Here is a 17,701-nt window from a genome sequence, read left to right on the forward strand (position 1 = left end):
CGTCACTAAGGCGATTATTTTAATTTCTATTGTATTTCATTTTAACTTTTCAATCTTATTTTAAGGAGACCGTGATGGCAGGATTATTATCGAGTTTATTTTCAACTAGCGTTGCCGAGCCTGTGGCCGCAATCGGCTCGGTGCTTGACGATTTATTTACCAGTGATGAGGAGAGGTTGAATCTGGAAATGGTCAAGCAGCGACTGGCGCAAAAGCCGACGCTGGCTCAAACAGAAATCAGTAAAGTTCAGGCCAGTCACAGAAGTGTGTTTGTGGCAGGAGCGCGGCCCTTTTTAATGTGGGTCTGTGGGTTAGGCTTTTTATTTGCCTTTGTGATAAATCCAATATTGCAGTGGTTGTTTCCTGATGTGGGGACACCTGAGTTGCCCTTAAATATCATGATGGAACTCACCTTGGGAATGTTAGGTCTTGCGGGACTTAGAACGGTTGAAAAATTAAAAGGTGTGAGCAAATAAGGTCAATTGAGTAACGTAAATAGCGCGAAGGACAAGCTTGAATAAAGCGCTATTGGAGTGGCACTGGCATAAACCTTGTTGGCTCCACTTTCACTGTTCATTTTTTACTTTTTCACTTCTTCATTTTTTCACATAGCAAGATACACATTTTTAAGCGCTTTCTGTTGATAATGAGAAAGGCTCAAGACGTTGCTGTGTCTTGGATAAAGGGGCTGCTATGTATGATTATTATGTATGACTTTATGAAAGCCCTTAGCTCACGGTTTTTAGGGGGGATCTTGCTGTGTGCTCAGCCCTTAGTGTCATTCGCGCAACCAGGAGAACTTCAAGCACAAAATGACTTGCCTGATGAGTTTGGATTACTCACTCGTGATCTTGTGTTTGATAAAACAAGGCAGCGTGATTGGTATCAAAAACTCAATTATTACTTCGATGTTGCACATGAGATGAGGCAAATAAGATTAAGCCGAACGCCGATGAACTTAGCATTACAAAAAAGTGAGTTAGACGCCCAATATGATGTGAGTACTGTGTCTTTTACCTTAGGTGGAAATCTGTTTAATCGTACCTCTGTCTATGCCGATATCATTTATGAGCAATTTAAACTTGAAGGGGAAGTGATTGAGCAGACTCAAAGTGATCTCGCTATCATTGAGCCGCTCATGTTTCGTCGAGGTCGAGGGCAAACTGAGTTATTTGTTGAGTATGATCTGGGTCAAAGGGGGAGTGTCGGCTTAGATGGGTATTATGGGCAGAGTCAATATGCCAATAATGAAGGTGGCGGCAGTTATCTCGATCAAGAGTTTGGTTTTTCCTTGATGGGTGCTTATCGGTTTGATTTTGAGCATAGTGATGTCACGCTTGAGTCTATTTTCAGTTATCGGCAAGTGTTACCTGGGGATAGTGATTTTAACAATGTGTCCCAGCACTTTTATAGTCTGCTAAGCCATTATCGTTATCGATTTGATTTTGCGCTGGAGTGGGATCTTCATGGCCGACTGTCTTACTATCCAGCCTTTGATCCTAATAGCTTTTGGGATACATCCTTTCTCTACTCTGTTGGGAGTGAACTGCGTTATCGTTTGACGCCTGCCATGTCAGTTTTTCTGCGTCTCGAGCAGGCGCAATTTAATGCTGGAGGCCAGATCAGTAGCGCTCTACTTAAATTCGAGTATCAGTTTGGTTTGAAACAAGCTAAGCGCCGAGCACGTCGCAGTAAAATACCTCAATTATTAATTCGATAGCAAACTGCTGTTTCTTTATGAGTGATTAATGACGTTATTGCTATGGGAGCCATTTGTGAAAGGGATTTAGAGCAGGCGTCTTTTGTTGGGTTAAATAATGATTCCGATTGAATAAACAAAGTGGTGTGGATAAATGATGCCGTTATTATTGGCCTGTTATGCGGGCGCCGGAGTGGGGTTACTGTTAGGGGTGATCATGGGAAGCAGTGTGACGCCAACAGTAGCGATCCTACTGAGTGTGTTAACCAGTTTACTGGGGGCGATGTTAGGCCTAAATGATGGTCATTTTAGTGCGGCCAAAGCCATGAGGCTGGGTAGTTTTGGTTTTGCTTGTGTGCTGGGGGCCTATTTTGGGATTTATGTGCGCAGCCATAATATCCTTTCGCCTTCCCTTTTTGAGCTTAAAAGTCGTTACTTAGCCGTGGGTTTTAATGAGCAACAAGCTATTAATCTTATTCATATTAAAGCTTTCGGTACGCCCTTGAATGTTGAGCAGCAAACATTGGTGTCTAGCGGCCCCACGGTAGCTGCTCAGGAGCAATTCCAAGTTGATCTCGAGCCAGTTAGTGAGCCAGCGCTTGGATCTTCTGCAGCGTCAGCGCTTTCATCGACTGCGTCTTCAACTGCAATGGTGCCAACAAGATTTGCTCACCAGCAGCATACAAGTTTGTTATTTTCTGCGAGCGTTCAAGCTCAAGCCTGTGATGAATTATTAAATACCGATGATTCATTACCACTGGATGAGGTGATGAATAATGTTGAGCTGACCGGTGGGCAATGGGAAGTGTTAGCCACGAATGTTCGCCAGCATATTGCCAGTGAGTATCAAAAACCGCTGTTGTTATTGGTTAAATACTTAGCGTGTGAACTGTCTGTACCGTGGCGCTCTGATGAAGAGATGACTGAAAAGGCTTGCCTGTCATTACAGCGTATTCAACAAACTTATCATCAAAAGCTGTGGTTGACGCATCTTGCTACACAAACACCTTGGCAAACCATTACTGAGCATATTCAACAGCAGAATATACCCGCAAATGTGAAGTCAGCAAGCCTTGACTATTTTTCTCCTTTTGTATGCGAGTCAGTGAAATGAAACCTCATTATTGGTGTTTAGTTTGTCTATGTGCAGTGTTGAATGCTCAAGCCGAATTTGATCCCGAAATCTTGAGTCAGTCAACGGTGAGGGTGCAAGTTAAAGACAAAGGGCGCCTAGTGTCGGTGGCGAGTGGATTTGTTTGGAAAACAGCGTTCCAAGTGGTGACGTCTTTACATGTTATGCACGACAGTCCCAATAGCCAGATCATCATTGAATTTGGTAAAAAGCGACGTAAGGCTAAGGTTAAGGCGGTATTGACGAAGGCAGATTTGGTGTTGCTGGAAGTCAGTCGCCCCATTAAAGGTTGGCGACCTCTTAAGGACTTTGAGGGAAAAAAGCCGCCTTATAAAACCCGTATTACCGCCCTTGGGTATCATCATGGGGCATTGGGCATGAGTACCAGAGAGTTATTGAAAGGTTATGCCAAACCGGAAATATTACAGCAGTTATTACCTCCTCAAGCGGTGGCTATTTTACAAAAAACCAATATGCCCAGTGTCACTTTACCCATTTATTATTTAGATGGCAGTTTATTACCCGGTTATTCTGGTGCCCCCGTGGTTGATTTACAGGGGCGCTTGATAGGCATTGGTAATGGTGGATTGGAAAATGGGGCGGCGAATGTGAGTTGGGTGATCCCAGCATCATTTTTAACCGCGTTAGAGCAATCGAGTCAGGTAAGCTTGCCGAGTCAGATGGCACAAAAGAGTCAATTATTTTCCCTAGACAGGCGAATGCTTAATTCGAAAAATACTCAAATATGGCTTCCTAAAAAGGGTTATGATAACAATCCATTGAATTGGTTTTTTGCCTCGGCGATAGCAAGCCCTTTATGGGATAAAGAGCATGACTTTTCTCCTTTTAGTTTTGATTATCAGGAGGTGATTTATCAGCAGTTTCGCTTTATTAAGGTCAAGCAGCGACGCTACGCACAAATGATTGCTTCATCCGGTACCCCTAAGTTGCTCAATCATGTGTTGACCATTTTCAGGCATTTCTTTCCAGACATTAGCATCGATTATCAAAATCAATTATTTGATGTGTATACCGATCCCCATTATGGATTAAATATTGTGGTGCCTGCAGGGGCTGAGCTGATCACGGATGATGGCTTTTTATTGGCCCAAGATCAGGGGCTGTGTCGTACTTGTGCTTTTGAAATTCAATATCATGCCCGTTTACTCAGTGAGGAGCGTCAACTCAGGGCGGTGAAAACTCCGATGCATTTTTTAAATGACATTGCCGATCAACATTGGGAAGAGCTCAATCAAGAAGGGGATTATGATGAATATAGCCAATTACGCCAAATTGAGCGAGCAGGGAGCTATCGTTATGTTTTAAGAGCGGTATTTTCAGATTTTTTAGAGCCCTTTAAAGATAAGTTTGAGTTAAATTACTATTCTGCAGCCATTAGTCGTAATGCTTGGTTTCAAGCACAAGGGATCATTAATCCGTTTACTGTGGCTTTTGTTAGACAAATTAAGCGCAATAAGGGCTTAAATTGTCAGCAAGCCATGTTATCGACATTAGAGCATGATTTTTGCAGACAAGTGATCACCGCATTTCATGTACTCACTAGTACCCATTTAACCTCTTTTTCCAATCAAATTTTTAACGCTGAATCTTGATTTTAAATTTTTCCCTGAGTGTTGGCTCTTGGTGGAGCTTGGGGCGCTATCTCTTTTATTTTTTATATTGTTATAGGCGTATTTATGAGAGTAAAGCAAATTCGTGTGCTGTTGTTGTGCTTATTGGTGATGATTTTACCTGCTTGTTTGGAAGAGGGGAGCACTAGGGGTAATAAAAAATGGTTGTTAAATGCATCCATCCTTAAGGGGCAATTAAAAAAGGCCTCAGTGAGCGTGTTTGATAATCAAGGTAACTGGTTGTGGGAAGGGAAGTCTGATGATCTGGGGCAAGTGTCTATTCCCCTTTTTAGTCAGTTGAGCGGTGAGTTATCGATAGAGGTGGTGACGAGTGACGAAACACGTATGCGGTGTGATGCTAAAACCTGTGTCGATCAGAGTACTCAGCTCATTTATCAGTTTAATGACATAATGCCGAATTCAGGATTAGGGGCCTTGAAATTATCAAGTTATGTGGATTTAAACCATCTTAATGATAATCAAAATCAGACGATACAAGTGAATAGTTTAACCCATTTAGCGAAAACCTATTTAGATACTTCAACCCCTATATTGCTTGAGCGAGAAGATGAGGATTTTTCACAGTATGGGCAATATGCCAGCCAAGTGATTTTACGAGCATTAGGCTTAGCGTTACCCAGTGATGTGGACTTATTTTCTTTGCCGCAAGTCGATTTAAATGAAACACTTCAATTTGAAGGAATGAGTGAACAGCTCATTTTATTGAGTTTAATTAATGCCAGTTTTTCAAGTGACATACATGCCATTAATCACCTTTCTTCTGCATTACAGGCTGTTAGCTTAGATCCAACTAATATCGAGCTGCAAAATACATTAGAAGGTGTTCAAAAAAACGTATTAAAAGCAACTGAAGCATTGATCACTTTACCTGAGCTACCTAGGGTGCCTAATAAGGTGGTTAATCAGATTGATACTGCAGCGACGACACCGCTGGACTTTAGTGCGTTAACACAAGCGATGATATTCAATACTTCAGTGCCTGCTGATAATGAGATTAAGCAGATCCGTGCCTCAAGTAGTCACTGGTCCCCAACAATAAGTAATATGAGAGAAAAAACATGGTGGTGGGTGAGCCAGGCAGAAAGTGGGATCAATGAATGGATCCAACTGGACTATGCACAATCCATGCAGCCAAGTTATGTAAGATTGTCTGTAGATAAACGCTTTCAAGGTGTTGAGCTTAAATTACAAGGCAGAAGCATTGAGGAGCCTGTGTGGGTCGACTTAACGGATAACTTATCGAGTGCGCTTGTGACTCAGGGGCAACTGGATGAGAAGAACACCCTTACCTTATTGTTCCCTTTGGCACTTTCTGCTTCATATTCATCGTTTCGTTTGTATTCTTTACCGCCAAATGTCATTTGGCTTGAAGCCTTTTGTTTATTCACTGGGACTGATGAGCCCAAAGGGCAGTGTGTCAATGATGGATCTGTGTTGCCTGAGTCGGTACTGACATCCTCATTGTATTTTTCACCCAAAAATGTGATTGAAGATCAAGGTTATTTTTGGTTAAGTGGTATTGCAGTAGGTGAGCCGCAGTGGTTATCCATTGAATATTTTAATGCTTTTCAGGCCCAAAGAGTCCAATTGAGTGCACATAAAGACTATTTGGGGACTGATCCCGTCATTCAGGGGATGGACAGTCAAGGAGACTGGCACACCTTACTTGAGCTGGATGTGAATGCATTACAAAAAGAAGCGAATGATAAAGGGATCGTATCCGTTGATTTGGGGTTAAATGTGCATCAAGCCTATCAAAGGTATCGATATTACTCTGATGTGACAATATTTGTTCAACTTTTCTCTTTGACTTTTATTCCATAAGGAAGATGACATGATAGATTTTACATTTATAGAAGTGTTAGAAGGCAATACGCTCAATGCTTATGTGCCGGATCCTGAGCACAGTCAGTCAGGAGTGACCATAGGGTGTGGATTTGATCTGGGGGCGCGATCTTCTTGTGAATTGGAGCAGGTATTTCCCCCTGAATTGGCCAAAAAACTCACGCCTTATGCTGGGTTGAGAAAACAGCAAGCCCAAGCGGCTTTAATGAATTCACCTTTGACCTTATGCTCAAAAGAGGTATCTAAAATTAACGGTTATGCAAAAAAACAGGCTGTGGAGCAACTGGAGTCTTTATGGAAACATTCCCATGGTTTTGTGCCTTTTGATTGCTTACCTTCACCTTGTCAAACGGTGATTGCTTCGGTGGCGTTTCAATATGGCAATTTGTCCATTCGCACGCCAAACTTTTGGCGTCAGGTGTCATCCGGTGATTGGTTTGCAGCACTTGAAAATTTACGTCATTTCGGAGATATGTATTCGACTCGCCGCAATAAGGAAGCCGATTTACTGGAGTCTTGGCTCATAAAAGGTGAAATGACTTAAGTCATATTTTATGATGGATTAATACCGCTTTATTCCGCTTTCTTCCTCCTTCCTTCAACAATTCTGTGCCTTTTATATTGGTTTAGTTTTTTATGTGAGCGGCACACTTTTAAAAGCTTGCTAATGATGAAAAATGTATTGAAAAAGAAAAGCCGTGGCATTCTGCTATGGCTGCTGACTTGTACGTCATTTTTGCTTGAGTCCAGTGAAAATATTGGGGATGAGTCAAATTTATGTGGTGATATTGGTTTATTCAGTTTTAATCGTATTGCCAATCGAGTTGTGATGCAGTGTGGGGCTTATCAAATCAATGAATTTAGTTACTCTGTGGATGCAATATTGACAAGTACCACAATGGAATATCGATTTCATCAAGGCAGTGGAACGGATGGGGATGGCAGTGATGATAGCTTAATTCCCAGTGGTGATTTGCTCAGCCCAGATATGTTAGAGCAAACGGTATTTTCAAGCGCAATAGGCCGTGCTGGCTCGACGAATGATGGCAGCGATGTCATTGTTCAGCACACGCTAGCGTCTTCAAATATTATATTTGACTTTAATCAGTTTACTGAATATTGGATAGAGGCCAGCGCCCCGCTTTTTACTCTGTCGATTTGTTATGGCAATGCACCCGGTCCCGATGCTTATGGCAAAGATGCTGGTTTTTTATCATCGGGTGAGCAGTTTTTTAATATCGATGCGACCTTAATAAGCCCTCATTTAGAGCTTATTGGCGTCACTCACTTATATCACAATCAAGTCATGGTTCGTGTGAGTGCGAGCTTAGCGGCAAGCGTTTATTGGTTGGTCATTCCAAAGGGGGAAATTGCGCCCAGCGCCGAGGAGATTGTCAGTGGCGTGGATTATTCAGGTGTGGAAGTGATTGCAGCGGGAAACCTTTCACTGACGGCGAATGAGGAAACAGACTTGCTGGTTAATGGATTAACAGAGTCCACTGAGTATGATCTTTATTTTGTTGCCGATGGCGATTATTTAGGCTGTATAGCGCCTAAAATCAGTGTGATAACATCTCCTTTTATTGAAGGTAATCCTCCCTTAACTGTGCATCAAGATGCGTTATATGTATTTACGCCTTCTCACAATGCGCTGGATGCAAGTGTATTAACTTTTTCTGTTCTTAACGCCCCTAGCTGGTTAAGCCTTGATGAAAACACGGGGCAACTGAGCGGAATACCGACCAATGCCGATGTGGGTCATTATTTTGATATTAGGCTGCTAGTGACGGATGGATTGGTGAGTGGGCAGTTACCGGCTTTTGAGGTGGAAGTGATCAATGTTAACGACCCGCCAAAGGTTTTAGGCAGTCCCTATCCTTTGGTCTATCAGGATGAAGAGTATACTTTTACTCCAGAGACACAAGATATTGATGGCGATAGTTTAACCTTTATTATTGATAATAAACCCGATTGGGCGATGTTTGATGAAACAACGGGGACTTTATTCGGTACGCCGACAAATGATGATGTGGGCATTGATTACGATATACAGATCACCGCCTCTGATGCAGAATTTCAGGCCAGTTTGGTCTTTACCATCACTGTGATTAACGTCAATGATCCGCCAACAATTAATCCACTCATACAGCCCATTTGGGCTTATCAAGATCAGTATTATTCTTTTCAGTTTGAGGCGAAGGATATTGATGGCGATGCATTCACTTTTGATATTGAAAATAAACCCCATTGGGCCAGTTTTGAACCGTCAACGGGGGAATTAACGGGTACACCTAATAATGATGATGTGGGGATTTACTCCCATTTAATTGTCTCTGTCAGTGATGGGCAAGAGGTGAGCAGCGAGGTGTTTTCGCTAAAGGTGGAGAATGTTAACGATCCGCCCTCAATAGAGAATGAGCAATTTGTATTAGTGTCGGGCAGCAGTATTTTATTTACGCCCAGTGTGGCGGATATTGATGATGATCCCTTAACGTTAGCGATCGCCAAACCGCCTACTTTTGGATATTTGAGCGAGGTGAGTGGGCAATGGCATTATCAGGCGGATGCCGATTTTGTGGGACAAGACAGTTTTGATCTTCGTGTACAAGATAATAACGGTGCAGTGGCGACGGCCCAGTTTATTGTAAATGTGGTTGAGGTGCAGGAGATAGTCCAAAATGATGTCATTGAGCAAGATGAAGCGATGGATAAAGTTTATGTACTTGATGTGCTTGATAATGATTATGATGAATCCAATGAGAGTATTAGCTTAGTGGCTTCCATTAGCATAGATGGCGTGGCTAGTGTGGACGATAATGTGATTAAGTTTACGTTAACGAACCCAAATAATCGTTTTGTGACCATTAATTATATTATTAAGAATGAAAATGGCCATTTTGCCTATGCGCAAGCGAATTTGGTGATAAGTGAGTAATGTTTCTTAACTGCTTAATAAAGTTGAGTGGTTAAGTCGGAACTGGCAGTGTTTCTTTCTTAAATTTTAGCGTTGAATAAATACAAGCTTGATAAAAATCCGCCTCATTTTATGAGGCGGTTTTTTTTGTTTTTAGGGTGAACCAATATTGGGAAGGTTGATTTGTGGTAGATTATTAAATAAAACAATATGTTATATACACCAAAATATAAGGCTACAGGCGAAGTTTATCGGTTTTATTGTATGACTAAAGAGGTGGATCCCATTGGTTGGACAAATAAATATGACATTGATAAGAGATGGTACAACTGAGTGGATTCGAACCACCGACCGCTACCGCCATTTTTTCACAAAGAGCAGGTGGTGCGCTAACTAACTGAGCGATGCTGGTATTGCATTTTATATATCAATTTTTACGATATTTCATTCAAATAGATGACGTTTTAGCTAAAAAGTAGGGAGTTTTTTAATGCAAAATAGATAGGAATAGAGAAAGTAAATCAATGATAAATGGTACAACCGAGTGGATTCGAATCACCGACCCCTACCGCCATTTTTTCACAAAGAGCAGGTGGTACGCTAACCAACTGAGCGACGCTTGTATTGCATTCTATATATCAATTTTTACGATATTTCATTCAAATAGATGACGTCTTAGCTAAAAAGTAGGGAGTTTTTTAAATGCAAAATAGATAGGGATAGAGAAAGTAAATCAATGATAAATGGTACAACCGAGTGGATTCGAACTACTGACCCCTACAGCCGATCCGTTATGAGGAGTATGTAGTGCTGCTTTTCATTTTATCAACTGACAACTGAGCTAGGGTTGTCATGATTGTTCTTGTAGTAGTTTCTATTGGATTTCATTCAAAAAGAGATGGGATGCAAACTAATATTAATAGTGGAATAGAGAGAATGGTACAACCGAGTGGATTCGAACCACCGACCCCCACCATGTCAAGGTGGTGCTCTAACCAACTGAGCTACGGTTGTATTGTCTTTTTCATCTATATTCAGTTGTTTAAGAAGAGCAGGTGTTGCTTCTTTTTATGTTATCAACTGAGCTAGAGTTTTATTGCTTCTTTAAATCGTTTTCTTCATCTTAAAAGATGATGGTACAACCGAGTGGATTCGAACCACCGACCCCCACCATGTCAAGGTGGTGCTCTAACCAACTGAGCTACGGTTGTATTGTCTTTTCATCCATATTCAGTTGCTTAAAAAGTAGGTCGTGCTTCTTTTTATGCTATCAACTGAGCTTGGGTTTTATTGCTTCTTAAAGTCGTTTTCTTCATCTTAAAAGATGATGGTACAACCGAGTGGATTCGAACCACCGACCCCCACCATGTCAAGGTGGTGCTCTAACCAACTGAGCTACGGTTGTATTGTCTTTTTTAACCATATTCAGTTGCTTAAAAAAGTAAGTGGTGCTTCTTTTTATGCTATCAACTGAGCTACGGTTGTATTATCTTTTTTATCCATATTCAATTGGTTAAAAAGAGTGCATATAGCTTCTCTTTATGTTAACAACTGAACTAGGGTTATGTTGTACAGCTTATTTTGTTGTTCTTTAAGTTTCCCCTTGGAACGAGCGCTATATTAAGGTTGATATAGCACTCATGGCAAGTAAAAAATGCTTTTTTTGTGTTAAACGCTGTTTTGCTGTGCAACTTGGTGCAGAACTAAGCAAAAGCTAAGTTGTCATTACCAGTAAAAGGTTGATAAACAGAAAAGTTAGTCATGTTCTAACATTTGTGCCTTTAGTGGATTACGTTGAATATAGCGTAATCGAAAACCAAATAATCCAGCTGCGGCGGTTAATCCTGCGATCAGGCCAATCCAAAAGCCGTGAGCGCCCATTGCAGGAACAATGATATTGGTGCGGGCGAGCACAAATCCAAGTAACATGCCAATGAACCAATAAGACACGAGTGTGATATATAAAGCACTCTTAGTGTCTTTATAGCCTCGAAGGGCGCCAGCGGCAACCACTTGAATGGAATCTGATAGCTGATACAGTGCTGCAAGTAGCATTAAACTTCCTGCTAAGCTAATAACTTCGGGATTTTTATTGTATAGCTGTGCAATATTGTGCCGAAAAACGATGGTGATAGCAGCGGTTATGATGGCTAGAGAAAAAGACATGATCAATGCCAGTTTTGTCACTAATGCCGATAAATGGGCTTTGTCTTGCCCTAAGTAATAACCGACACGAATAGATGCGGCAATACCAATTGACAGTGGCAACATAAAAACGATGGATGAAAAATTCAGAGCAATTTGATGCCCAGCAACAATATTGGCACCTAATGGCGCTAAAAGTAATGCAATTACGGCAAATAAACTGACTTCAAAAAATAGAGCCATGGCGATGGGAAAACCGTGTTTGCTCATTTGCACTATGGTTTGAATATCGGGAAGGTTTAATGCATTAAAGATTCGAACATGTGTGAATTTACGGTCCAGCTGCATATAAATAAGCATGGCGATAAACATGGCCCAAAAGACTAATGCAGTGGCGATACCACAACCTGCCCCGCCCATGGCTGGCATGCCAAGCTTGCCATAAATAAAGATGTAATTCGCAGGAATATTCACGGCGAGTCCAACAAAGCCAATGATCATAGTAGGTAAAGTATGGGATATACCTTCGCTACACCCTCTCAACACTTGATAAAGAATAAAAGCGGGAACCCCCCAAATGAGTCCATTAATATATTGTACACTGACTTTAATTAAGTCAGGTTCAAGTTGCATTTGGTTAAAGATCCGTTCTGACAGGGAAAGAAAAAGGATCACGCCAACACTGCCGATGAGGGCAATATAAATGGCTTGAAAAACAAGAGGCTGTATTTTTTTTTCTTCATTTGCACCATGTAAATGAGCGAAAACGGGTGTAAAAGCCATTAAGAGCCCTTGCACAAAAAGTACGGCAGGTAACCATAAACTCATGCCAATGGCGACGGCGGCCATATCAAGCGCACTGACACTGCCTGCCATGACGGTATCGATAAACCCCATCATGGTTTGAGTGACTTGGGCAATGAGCACAGGAAGAGCGAGTTGTATTAAGCGTTTGGCTTGAAAGCCGGAATGTTCCATGAAACTGCCTTAAAGAAAATGAAGGGTAAAAGTGTTGTTGCGACGATTGAGCTCAGTTAACCCATTACAATGAGTCAATTATAGTGAATGTTAACATTACGCAATAGACCGCTACGGGCGTCTTTTTATTAGTTTGTCAGTTCTGACGATTTTTGCGGCAAATTATAATGTGTTTTTATATAGAATGAAAGTAAACTAATATATTGAAATAAATATGTTATTTTTGTTGTGCATTTGTTTTATTATCATGGTCTTTGAATGCTTTTTGCTCGCTGACTTTCTATGATTGATTTGTTGTGACTGCGGTGGAAAGTGTTGATCATGATTATTATAAAGAATTCACGTAAAATGGCGTTGAAAGTGATGACGGTTAGTGGGAGAAATGATGTTTACGGGGATTGTACAAGCAAAGTGTGAAGTGATGGGGATTCATCGTCAAATGGGGTTAAATACCTATGAAATAGCCTTGGGAACTTCACTGACTCAAGGCTTGCAAATTGGTGCAAGTGTGGCGACCAATGGTGTGTGTTTAACGGTAACCAAACAGGAAAATGAACGCGTATTTTTTGATGTCATGGAAGAAACCCTCAAGGTAACCAATTTAGTGCATCTGCAAGTGGGGGATAAAGTGAATATTGAACGCTCTTTGACCTTTGGAAATGAAATTGGTGGACATATTTTGTCTGGACATGTGCATACACAAGCTGTGATCAGTGAAGTGAGTGACACTGACAGTCATTATGATCTCACGTTGAATGTGGATCCTAAATGGATGAATTATATTTTGTATAAGGGATTTGTTGGCGTAAATGGTTGCAGTTTAACTGTGGGGAAGGTGACAGAAAACAGTTTTATGTTGCATTTAATCCCTGAAACATTGCGGCTCACAAATTTAGCTCAGTACAAAGTGGGCGATAAGCTTAATATTGAAATAGACAGTCAAACTCAAGCCATTGTTGATACTGTTGAGCGTGTGTTAGCCAAACGCTTTGGTTGAGCCCAGGTTCTTGATATAAACGACGCGTTTTAACCATTAGCCGTTCATCGATCTAATGTTACCTGAATATTATTGAAGTTAGTTCACTCTGTTGAACGATTATCATCTGTTGATTGACTATCAATAAAGTTGCTCGTTATCAGAGTCCACAAAGAGTTCAATTTTTTTCTGGTATTCATCAAGATGAAGACGTATGTGCATAGGGTTACAACAGATACGGCAATCGTCATAGTATTCTTGATCGCCTGCGCTGGCATCGATGTCAATACTCTGGTGATGCCCACAATGTGGGCAATTGATCGTTTTAGTGTGATACAACATAATTCATACCTCAAACCTTTGAGTCAGCCTGATTATTAGGCTGACTTTTTACTTAATTACCCATTATTTGATAGTTTCTGCTCCTTTAAAGCCCGTTGCACTGCGTCCACCGTCCACAGCGATGATTTGTCCTGAAATGTAAGGCGCTTTTGCTAAAAAGCAAACTAAGTTAGCAATATCTTCACTCTGTCCCAGTCTGGCTAGTGGAATGGCTTGAATTATCTCAGACTGGGCTGCTTTGTCACTATTATTGGGCCATAAAATGGCCCCCGGTGCGATACCATTAACGCGGACGTTGGGCCCCATTTCTTGCGCTAACGATAGGGTGGCCATTTCAAGTCCTGCCTTAGATATAGAGTATAGTCCATGATGCTTCAAAGGTCGCTTAGCATGGATATCCAGCAAGTTGATCACTAGCCCTTGATGTTGTTTGAGCAGTGGGAATAATCCTTGAGCAAGTAAATAAGGGGCAACCAAGTTAGTGGTTAATGTGGTTTGACATTGCTCAAATCTAGTGTGTTCAAATGCCGATGGTGAAAAGGAAGAGGCATTATTGACCAATAAGGTGACGGGCAGTTGCTTATGCATAATGGTATCAATAAGCTTAGCTATACCTGTCTCATTATCAAGATTGGCTTGTAGGCATAAAGCGGAATTAGGGCGATGTTGATTGAATTGATTGGCTAATGCCTGTGCTTCATCACTGGATTGTCCAAAGTGAATAATAATATTATAGCCTTCTTGATGTAGCTGCTGACTAATGGCGCAGCCAATACGCTTGGCGGCGCCGGTCACTAATGCCCATTTTTCCATGTTACTCACTTCAATGATAACTTAATGATATTCAGTTTATCATTTTGTTGATAGGACCCTAAATGTTATTTCATTTTTCTTTGTCTCTGTTTGAGTTGGTTTGCCAGTGACGGCTCAAATGTCTCAATATCGAGTAATGTCTTGTGGGTTTCTTCAATGAGGCGACGCATTTGTTCATTTAAGCTCATTTCTATTTCTTGGCTTAATACAAGGGGATCAAAAATGAGATCATTGTTTGCGGGCGTCGGCGGAGGGAAGTCATGTTGCACCAGAGCACCTGCGAGGATCCATGTTTTCATCATAATCAACTCCGTAGTCATAGCGTTCTGCCTGGATAAAGTGACGTTTGATATGATGCTTGTGTACTGCCATTTATTGGATGTCACTTAACGTGAAATGACAGTGAAAGCCTCTCTCACATCAATTGGCGCCATGGTAATGTTTATTCATGACAAAGCAGTGACATATTTTAGGCAAGTGGATGACAATGAAGCAGGGTTTTATGGACATTTAAGGAGGATTTAGGCATGGTGGGTGTTTTTAGTCTTGCTATTACCCCCTTGTTCCCCTTAGTATTACTGCTTTTGCATTATCATTCATCCGGCTCCTGTACTGCTTGTTTGTTTGATAGTGTTGATATTAACGATTAATTTTTAATAAACCCAAGTGGTCCTACGTGGGGATCACCACTGGATAAGGAATTTTCATGCCTGTAATTACCCTTCCTGATGGTAGCAAACGTGAGTTTGATGCACCTGTTTCCACCCTTGATGTTGCAGCGGATATTGGTCCTGGTTTAGCCAAAGCGTGTATTGCTGGTCGTGTGAACGGTGAGCTTAAAGATGCATGCGATATGATAGCTGAGGATTCAACCTTGGCTATCATTACTGCAAAAGATGAAGAAGGCGTTGAAATATTACGTCACTCTTGTGCTCATCTGTTGGGTCATGCAATTAAGCAATTGTTCCCTGAAACTAAAATGGCCATTGGTCCTGTGATTGATAATGGCTTTTACTATGATATTGACCTTGATCATAAGCTGACACAGGAAGATATAGATGCGCTGCAAAAGCGTATGATGGAACTGGCTAAAACCAACTATAAAGTTGAAAAGCGTGTGGGCAGCTGGCAAGTGGCTAGAGATACGTTTGAAGCGCGTGGTGAAACTTATAAAATGGCGATCCTTGATGAAAATATCAGTCAGGATGATACGCCAGCATTATACCATCATGAAGAATATGTGGATATGTGCCGTGGACCACATGTGCCTAATATGAAGTTTTGCCAGCATTTTAAGCTAATGAGTGTAGCTGGCGCATATTGGCGCGGTAATTCAGACAATAAAATGTTGCAGCGTGTGTATGGTACGGCTTGGGCTGATAAAAAAGCATTAAAAGTGCATTTGAATCGCCTCGAAGAAGCGGCAAAACGCGATCATCGAAAAATTGGTAAGCAATTAGATTTATACCATATGCAAGAAGAAGCACCGGGCATGGTGTTTTGGCATAATGATGGTTGGAGTTTATTTTTAGAACTTGAGAAATTTATTCGTCAAAAACTGGGCCAATACACTTACCAAGAAGTGAAAGGTCCCTTGATGATGGACAGAAGTTTGTGGGAGCGAAGTGGTCATTGGGATAAATACGCTGATGCTATGTTTACCACCCATTCTGAACATCGCGAATACGCCATTAAGCCGATGAACTGTCCAGGTCATGTGCAAATATTTAATCAAGGCTTGAAATCATATCGTGATTTACCGCTGCGTATGGCGGAATTTGGTTGCTGTCACCGTAATGAGCCTTCAGGTGCACTGCATGGCTTAATGCGGGTACGGGGCTTTACTCAAGATGATGCTCATGTTTTTTGTACCGAAGAGCAAGTCCAGCAAGAAGTCAGCGCGTGTATTCAAATGGTGTATGACACTTATGAAACCTTTGGTTTTAAAAATATTGTTGTCAAACTGTCTACGCGTCCAGAAAAGCGTATTGGTGATGATGCCATGTGGGATCGTGCTGAAGAGGCGCTGAAACAAGCACTCACGGCCAATGATATTGACTATGAAATTTTACCCGGCGAAGGGGCGTTTTATGGGCCTAAAATCGAATTTACTCTTCATGACTGTTTAGACAGGGCGTGGCAGTGCGGTACTGTGCAGCTTGATTATGCCTTACCAGGCCGTTTAGGGGCGACCTATGTTGCTGAAGATAACAGCCGTCAAACACCTGTCATGATCCATCGTGCTATTTTAGGATCCCTTGAGCGTTTCTTGGGTATTTTGATTGAAGAATATGCAGGGAAATTCCCCACTTGGTTAGCGCCACAGCAAGTGGTTGTGATGAATATTACCGATAAACAGTCACAATATGTGGATGAAGTGGTGAATTTATTCAAAGAACGCGGAATTAGAGCCACTAAAGACTTGAGAAATGAGAAGATAGGCTTTAAAATACGCGAGCACACCTTAAGGCGTGTTCCTTATTTATTGGTCGTAGGCGATCAAGAATTAGAGAATAAGGAAGTTGCGGTGCGAACCCGAGATGGTGTTGATTTAGGTAAAATGCATATCGAAACCTTTGCAGCCAAGATCAGCGAACAGATTTCGCTCCGTAGTCTCAATTTGTTGGAGGATTAGGTCATAAAGATCAAAAAAGCAGCAGGGCGCCAGGCGGCCCCGAACAGAATTAACGAACTCATCACGGGTGTTTCAGAAGTCCGTTTAAACGGTCTTGATGGTGAGCCATTAGGTATCATGAGTATTAGAGAAGCTCAAGAAGTCGCTGATGAAGCAGGTGTAGACCTAGTTGAAATCAGTCCTAACGCTGAGCCGCCTGTATGTCGTATCATGGACTACGGAAAGTTTCTTTTTGATAAAGCAAAAGCACAAAAAGAACAAAAGAAGAAGCAGAAACAGATACAGGTGAAGGAAATTAAATTCCGTCCCGGTACTGATGAAAACGACTATCAGGTAAAACTACGCAACCTGAAGCGTTTTCTAGATGACGGCGACAAAGCGAAAGTGACGCTGCGTTTCCGTGGTCGTGAGATGGCTCACCAAAACTTAGGTATGGATCTATTGAACCGTATCAAAGTGGATTTGGAAGAGCTAGCAGTGGTCGAGTCTTTCCCTAAAATGGAAGGTCGACAAGCTGTTATGGTTCTCGCGCCGAAAAAGAAATAGTAAGGCAACCTGAAAAGTAACAAA

At 41.5% G+C, this 17,701-nt stretch carries 15 protein-coding genes and 4 tRNA genes; 11 read left to right on the forward strand and 8 right to left on the reverse strand.

What is annotated here, in order from left to right; all coding sequences use genetic code 11:
* Positions 1-74 precede the first annotated feature (74 nt).
* The 7 genes from Q0791_RS01690 to Q0791_RS01720 all read left to right on the forward strand — a co-directional run bounded on the left by Q0791_RS01690 (position 75) and on the right by Q0791_RS01720 (position 9,263).
* Positions 75-476, forward strand: a complete 402-nt coding sequence (locus Q0791_RS01690; protein WP_299002148.1) for a 3TM-type holin — start codon at positions 75-77, stop codon at positions 474-476.
* 221 nt (positions 477-697) lie between these two features.
* Positions 698-1,720 carry a hypothetical protein gene (locus Q0791_RS01695; RefSeq protein WP_299002150.1) on the forward strand — a complete coding sequence of 341 codons (1,023 nt, stop codon included), beginning with the start codon at positions 698-700 and terminating at the stop codon, positions 1,718-1,720.
* Positions 1,721-1,853: 133 nt separating this feature from the next.
* A complete protein-coding gene (locus Q0791_RS01700; RefSeq protein ID WP_299002151.1) occupies positions 1,854-2,813 on the forward strand; it encodes a hypothetical protein in 960 nt (319 codons plus the stop codon).
* Complete coding sequence (locus tag Q0791_RS01705) at positions 2,810-4,444, forward strand: serine protease (RefSeq protein WP_299002152.1); 1,635 nt, start codon at positions 2,810-2,812, stop codon at positions 4,442-4,444. The genes Q0791_RS01700 and Q0791_RS01705 overlap by 4 nt, the downstream gene beginning before the upstream one ends.
* An 84-nt stretch (positions 4,445-4,528) precedes the next feature.
* Complete coding sequence (locus Q0791_RS01710; RefSeq protein WP_299002154.1) at positions 4,529-6,307, forward strand: hypothetical protein; 1,779 nt, start codon at positions 4,529-4,531, stop codon at positions 6,305-6,307.
* Positions 6,308-6,317: 10 nt separating this feature from the next.
* Positions 6,318-6,872 (forward strand): pesticin C-terminus-like muramidase, encoded by a 555-nt coding sequence (locus Q0791_RS01715; RefSeq protein WP_299002156.1) that lies wholly within the window; start codon positions 6,318-6,320, stop codon positions 6,870-6,872.
* Between the two features lie 123 nt (positions 6,873-6,995).
* Positions 6,996-9,263 carry a putative Ig domain-containing protein gene (locus Q0791_RS01720; protein ID WP_299002157.1) on the forward strand — a complete coding sequence of 756 codons (2,268 nt, stop codon included), beginning with the start codon at positions 6,996-6,998 and terminating at the stop codon, positions 9,261-9,263.
* A gap of 723 nt (positions 9,264-9,986) precedes the next feature.
* Here the strand turns inward: Q0791_RS01720 and Q0791_RS01725 are convergent.
* The 5 genes from Q0791_RS01725 to Q0791_RS01745 all read right to left on the reverse strand — a co-directional run bounded on the left by Q0791_RS01725 (position 9,987) and on the right by Q0791_RS01745 (position 12,365).
* Positions 9,987-10,093 (reverse strand) — tRNA-OTHER (locus Q0791_RS01725).
* A gap of 86 nt (positions 10,094-10,179) precedes the next feature.
* A tRNA-Val gene (locus Q0791_RS01730) sits at positions 10,180-10,256 on the reverse strand.
* A 120-nt stretch (positions 10,257-10,376) separates the two neighbouring features.
* Positions 10,377-10,453 (reverse strand) — tRNA-Val (locus tag Q0791_RS01735).
* 117 nt (positions 10,454-10,570) lie between these two features.
* Positions 10,571-10,647 (reverse strand) — tRNA-Val (locus Q0791_RS01740).
* A 350-nt stretch (positions 10,648-10,997) separates the two neighbouring features.
* Positions 10,998-12,365 carry an MATE family efflux transporter gene (locus tag Q0791_RS01745; protein WP_299002159.1) on the reverse strand — a complete coding sequence of 456 codons (1,368 nt, stop codon included), beginning with the start codon at positions 12,363-12,365 and terminating at the stop codon, positions 10,998-11,000.
* A 385-nt stretch (positions 12,366-12,750) separates the two neighbouring features.
* Here Q0791_RS01745 and Q0791_RS01750 point away from each other — a divergent pair, with 385 nt between their 5' ends.
* Positions 12,751-13,362 carry a riboflavin synthase subunit alpha gene (locus Q0791_RS01750; RefSeq protein WP_299002275.1) on the forward strand — a complete coding sequence of 204 codons (612 nt, stop codon included), beginning with the start codon at positions 12,751-12,753 and terminating at the stop codon, positions 13,360-13,362.
* A gap of 120 nt (positions 13,363-13,482) precedes the next feature.
* On the opposite strand, the gene Q0791_RS01755 is transcribed toward Q0791_RS01750, so the two are convergent.
* The 3 genes from Q0791_RS01755 to Q0791_RS01765 form a co-directional block, all read right to left on the reverse strand.
* Entirely contained in the window at positions 13,483-13,683 is a 201-nt protein-coding gene (locus Q0791_RS01755; RefSeq protein ID WP_299002161.1) for a CPXCG motif-containing cysteine-rich protein, read from the reverse strand.
* A gap of 63 nt (positions 13,684-13,746) precedes the next feature.
* Positions 13,747-14,496 (reverse strand): pteridine reductase, encoded by a 750-nt coding sequence (locus Q0791_RS01760; RefSeq protein ID WP_299002163.1) that lies wholly within the window; start codon positions 14,494-14,496, stop codon positions 13,747-13,749.
* 65 nt (positions 14,497-14,561) lie between these two features.
* Positions 14,562-14,798: a hypothetical protein gene (locus tag Q0791_RS01765; protein ID WP_299002164.1), complete on the reverse strand. Its 237-nt coding sequence runs from the start codon at positions 14,796-14,798 to the stop codon at positions 14,562-14,564.
* 225 nt (positions 14,799-15,023) lie between these two features.
* Here Q0791_RS01765 and Q0791_RS01770 point away from each other — a divergent pair, with 225 nt between their 5' ends.
* The 3 genes from Q0791_RS01770 to infC are packed head-to-tail and all read left to right on the forward strand — an operon-like array spanning position 15,024 to position 17,677.
* Complete coding sequence (locus Q0791_RS01770) at positions 15,024-15,146, forward strand: hypothetical protein (protein WP_299002165.1); 123 nt, start codon at positions 15,024-15,026, stop codon at positions 15,144-15,146.
* 56 nt (positions 15,147-15,202) lie between these two features.
* Positions 15,203-17,131 (forward strand): threonine--tRNA ligase, encoded by a 1,929-nt coding sequence (gene thrS / locus Q0791_RS01775; RefSeq protein WP_299002166.1) that lies wholly within the window; start codon positions 15,203-15,205, stop codon positions 17,129-17,131.
* 3 nt (positions 17,132-17,134) lie between these two features.
* Positions 17,135-17,677 (forward strand): translation initiation factor IF-3, encoded by a 543-nt coding sequence (gene infC / locus Q0791_RS01780; protein ID WP_299002276.1) that lies wholly within the window; start codon positions 17,135-17,137, stop codon positions 17,675-17,677.
* Positions 17,678-17,701 lie beyond the last annotated feature (24 nt).

Source organism: uncultured Shewanella sp., assembly GCF_947495455.1.
Classification (GTDB): domain Bacteria; phylum Pseudomonadota; class Gammaproteobacteria; order Enterobacterales; family Shewanellaceae; genus Shewanella.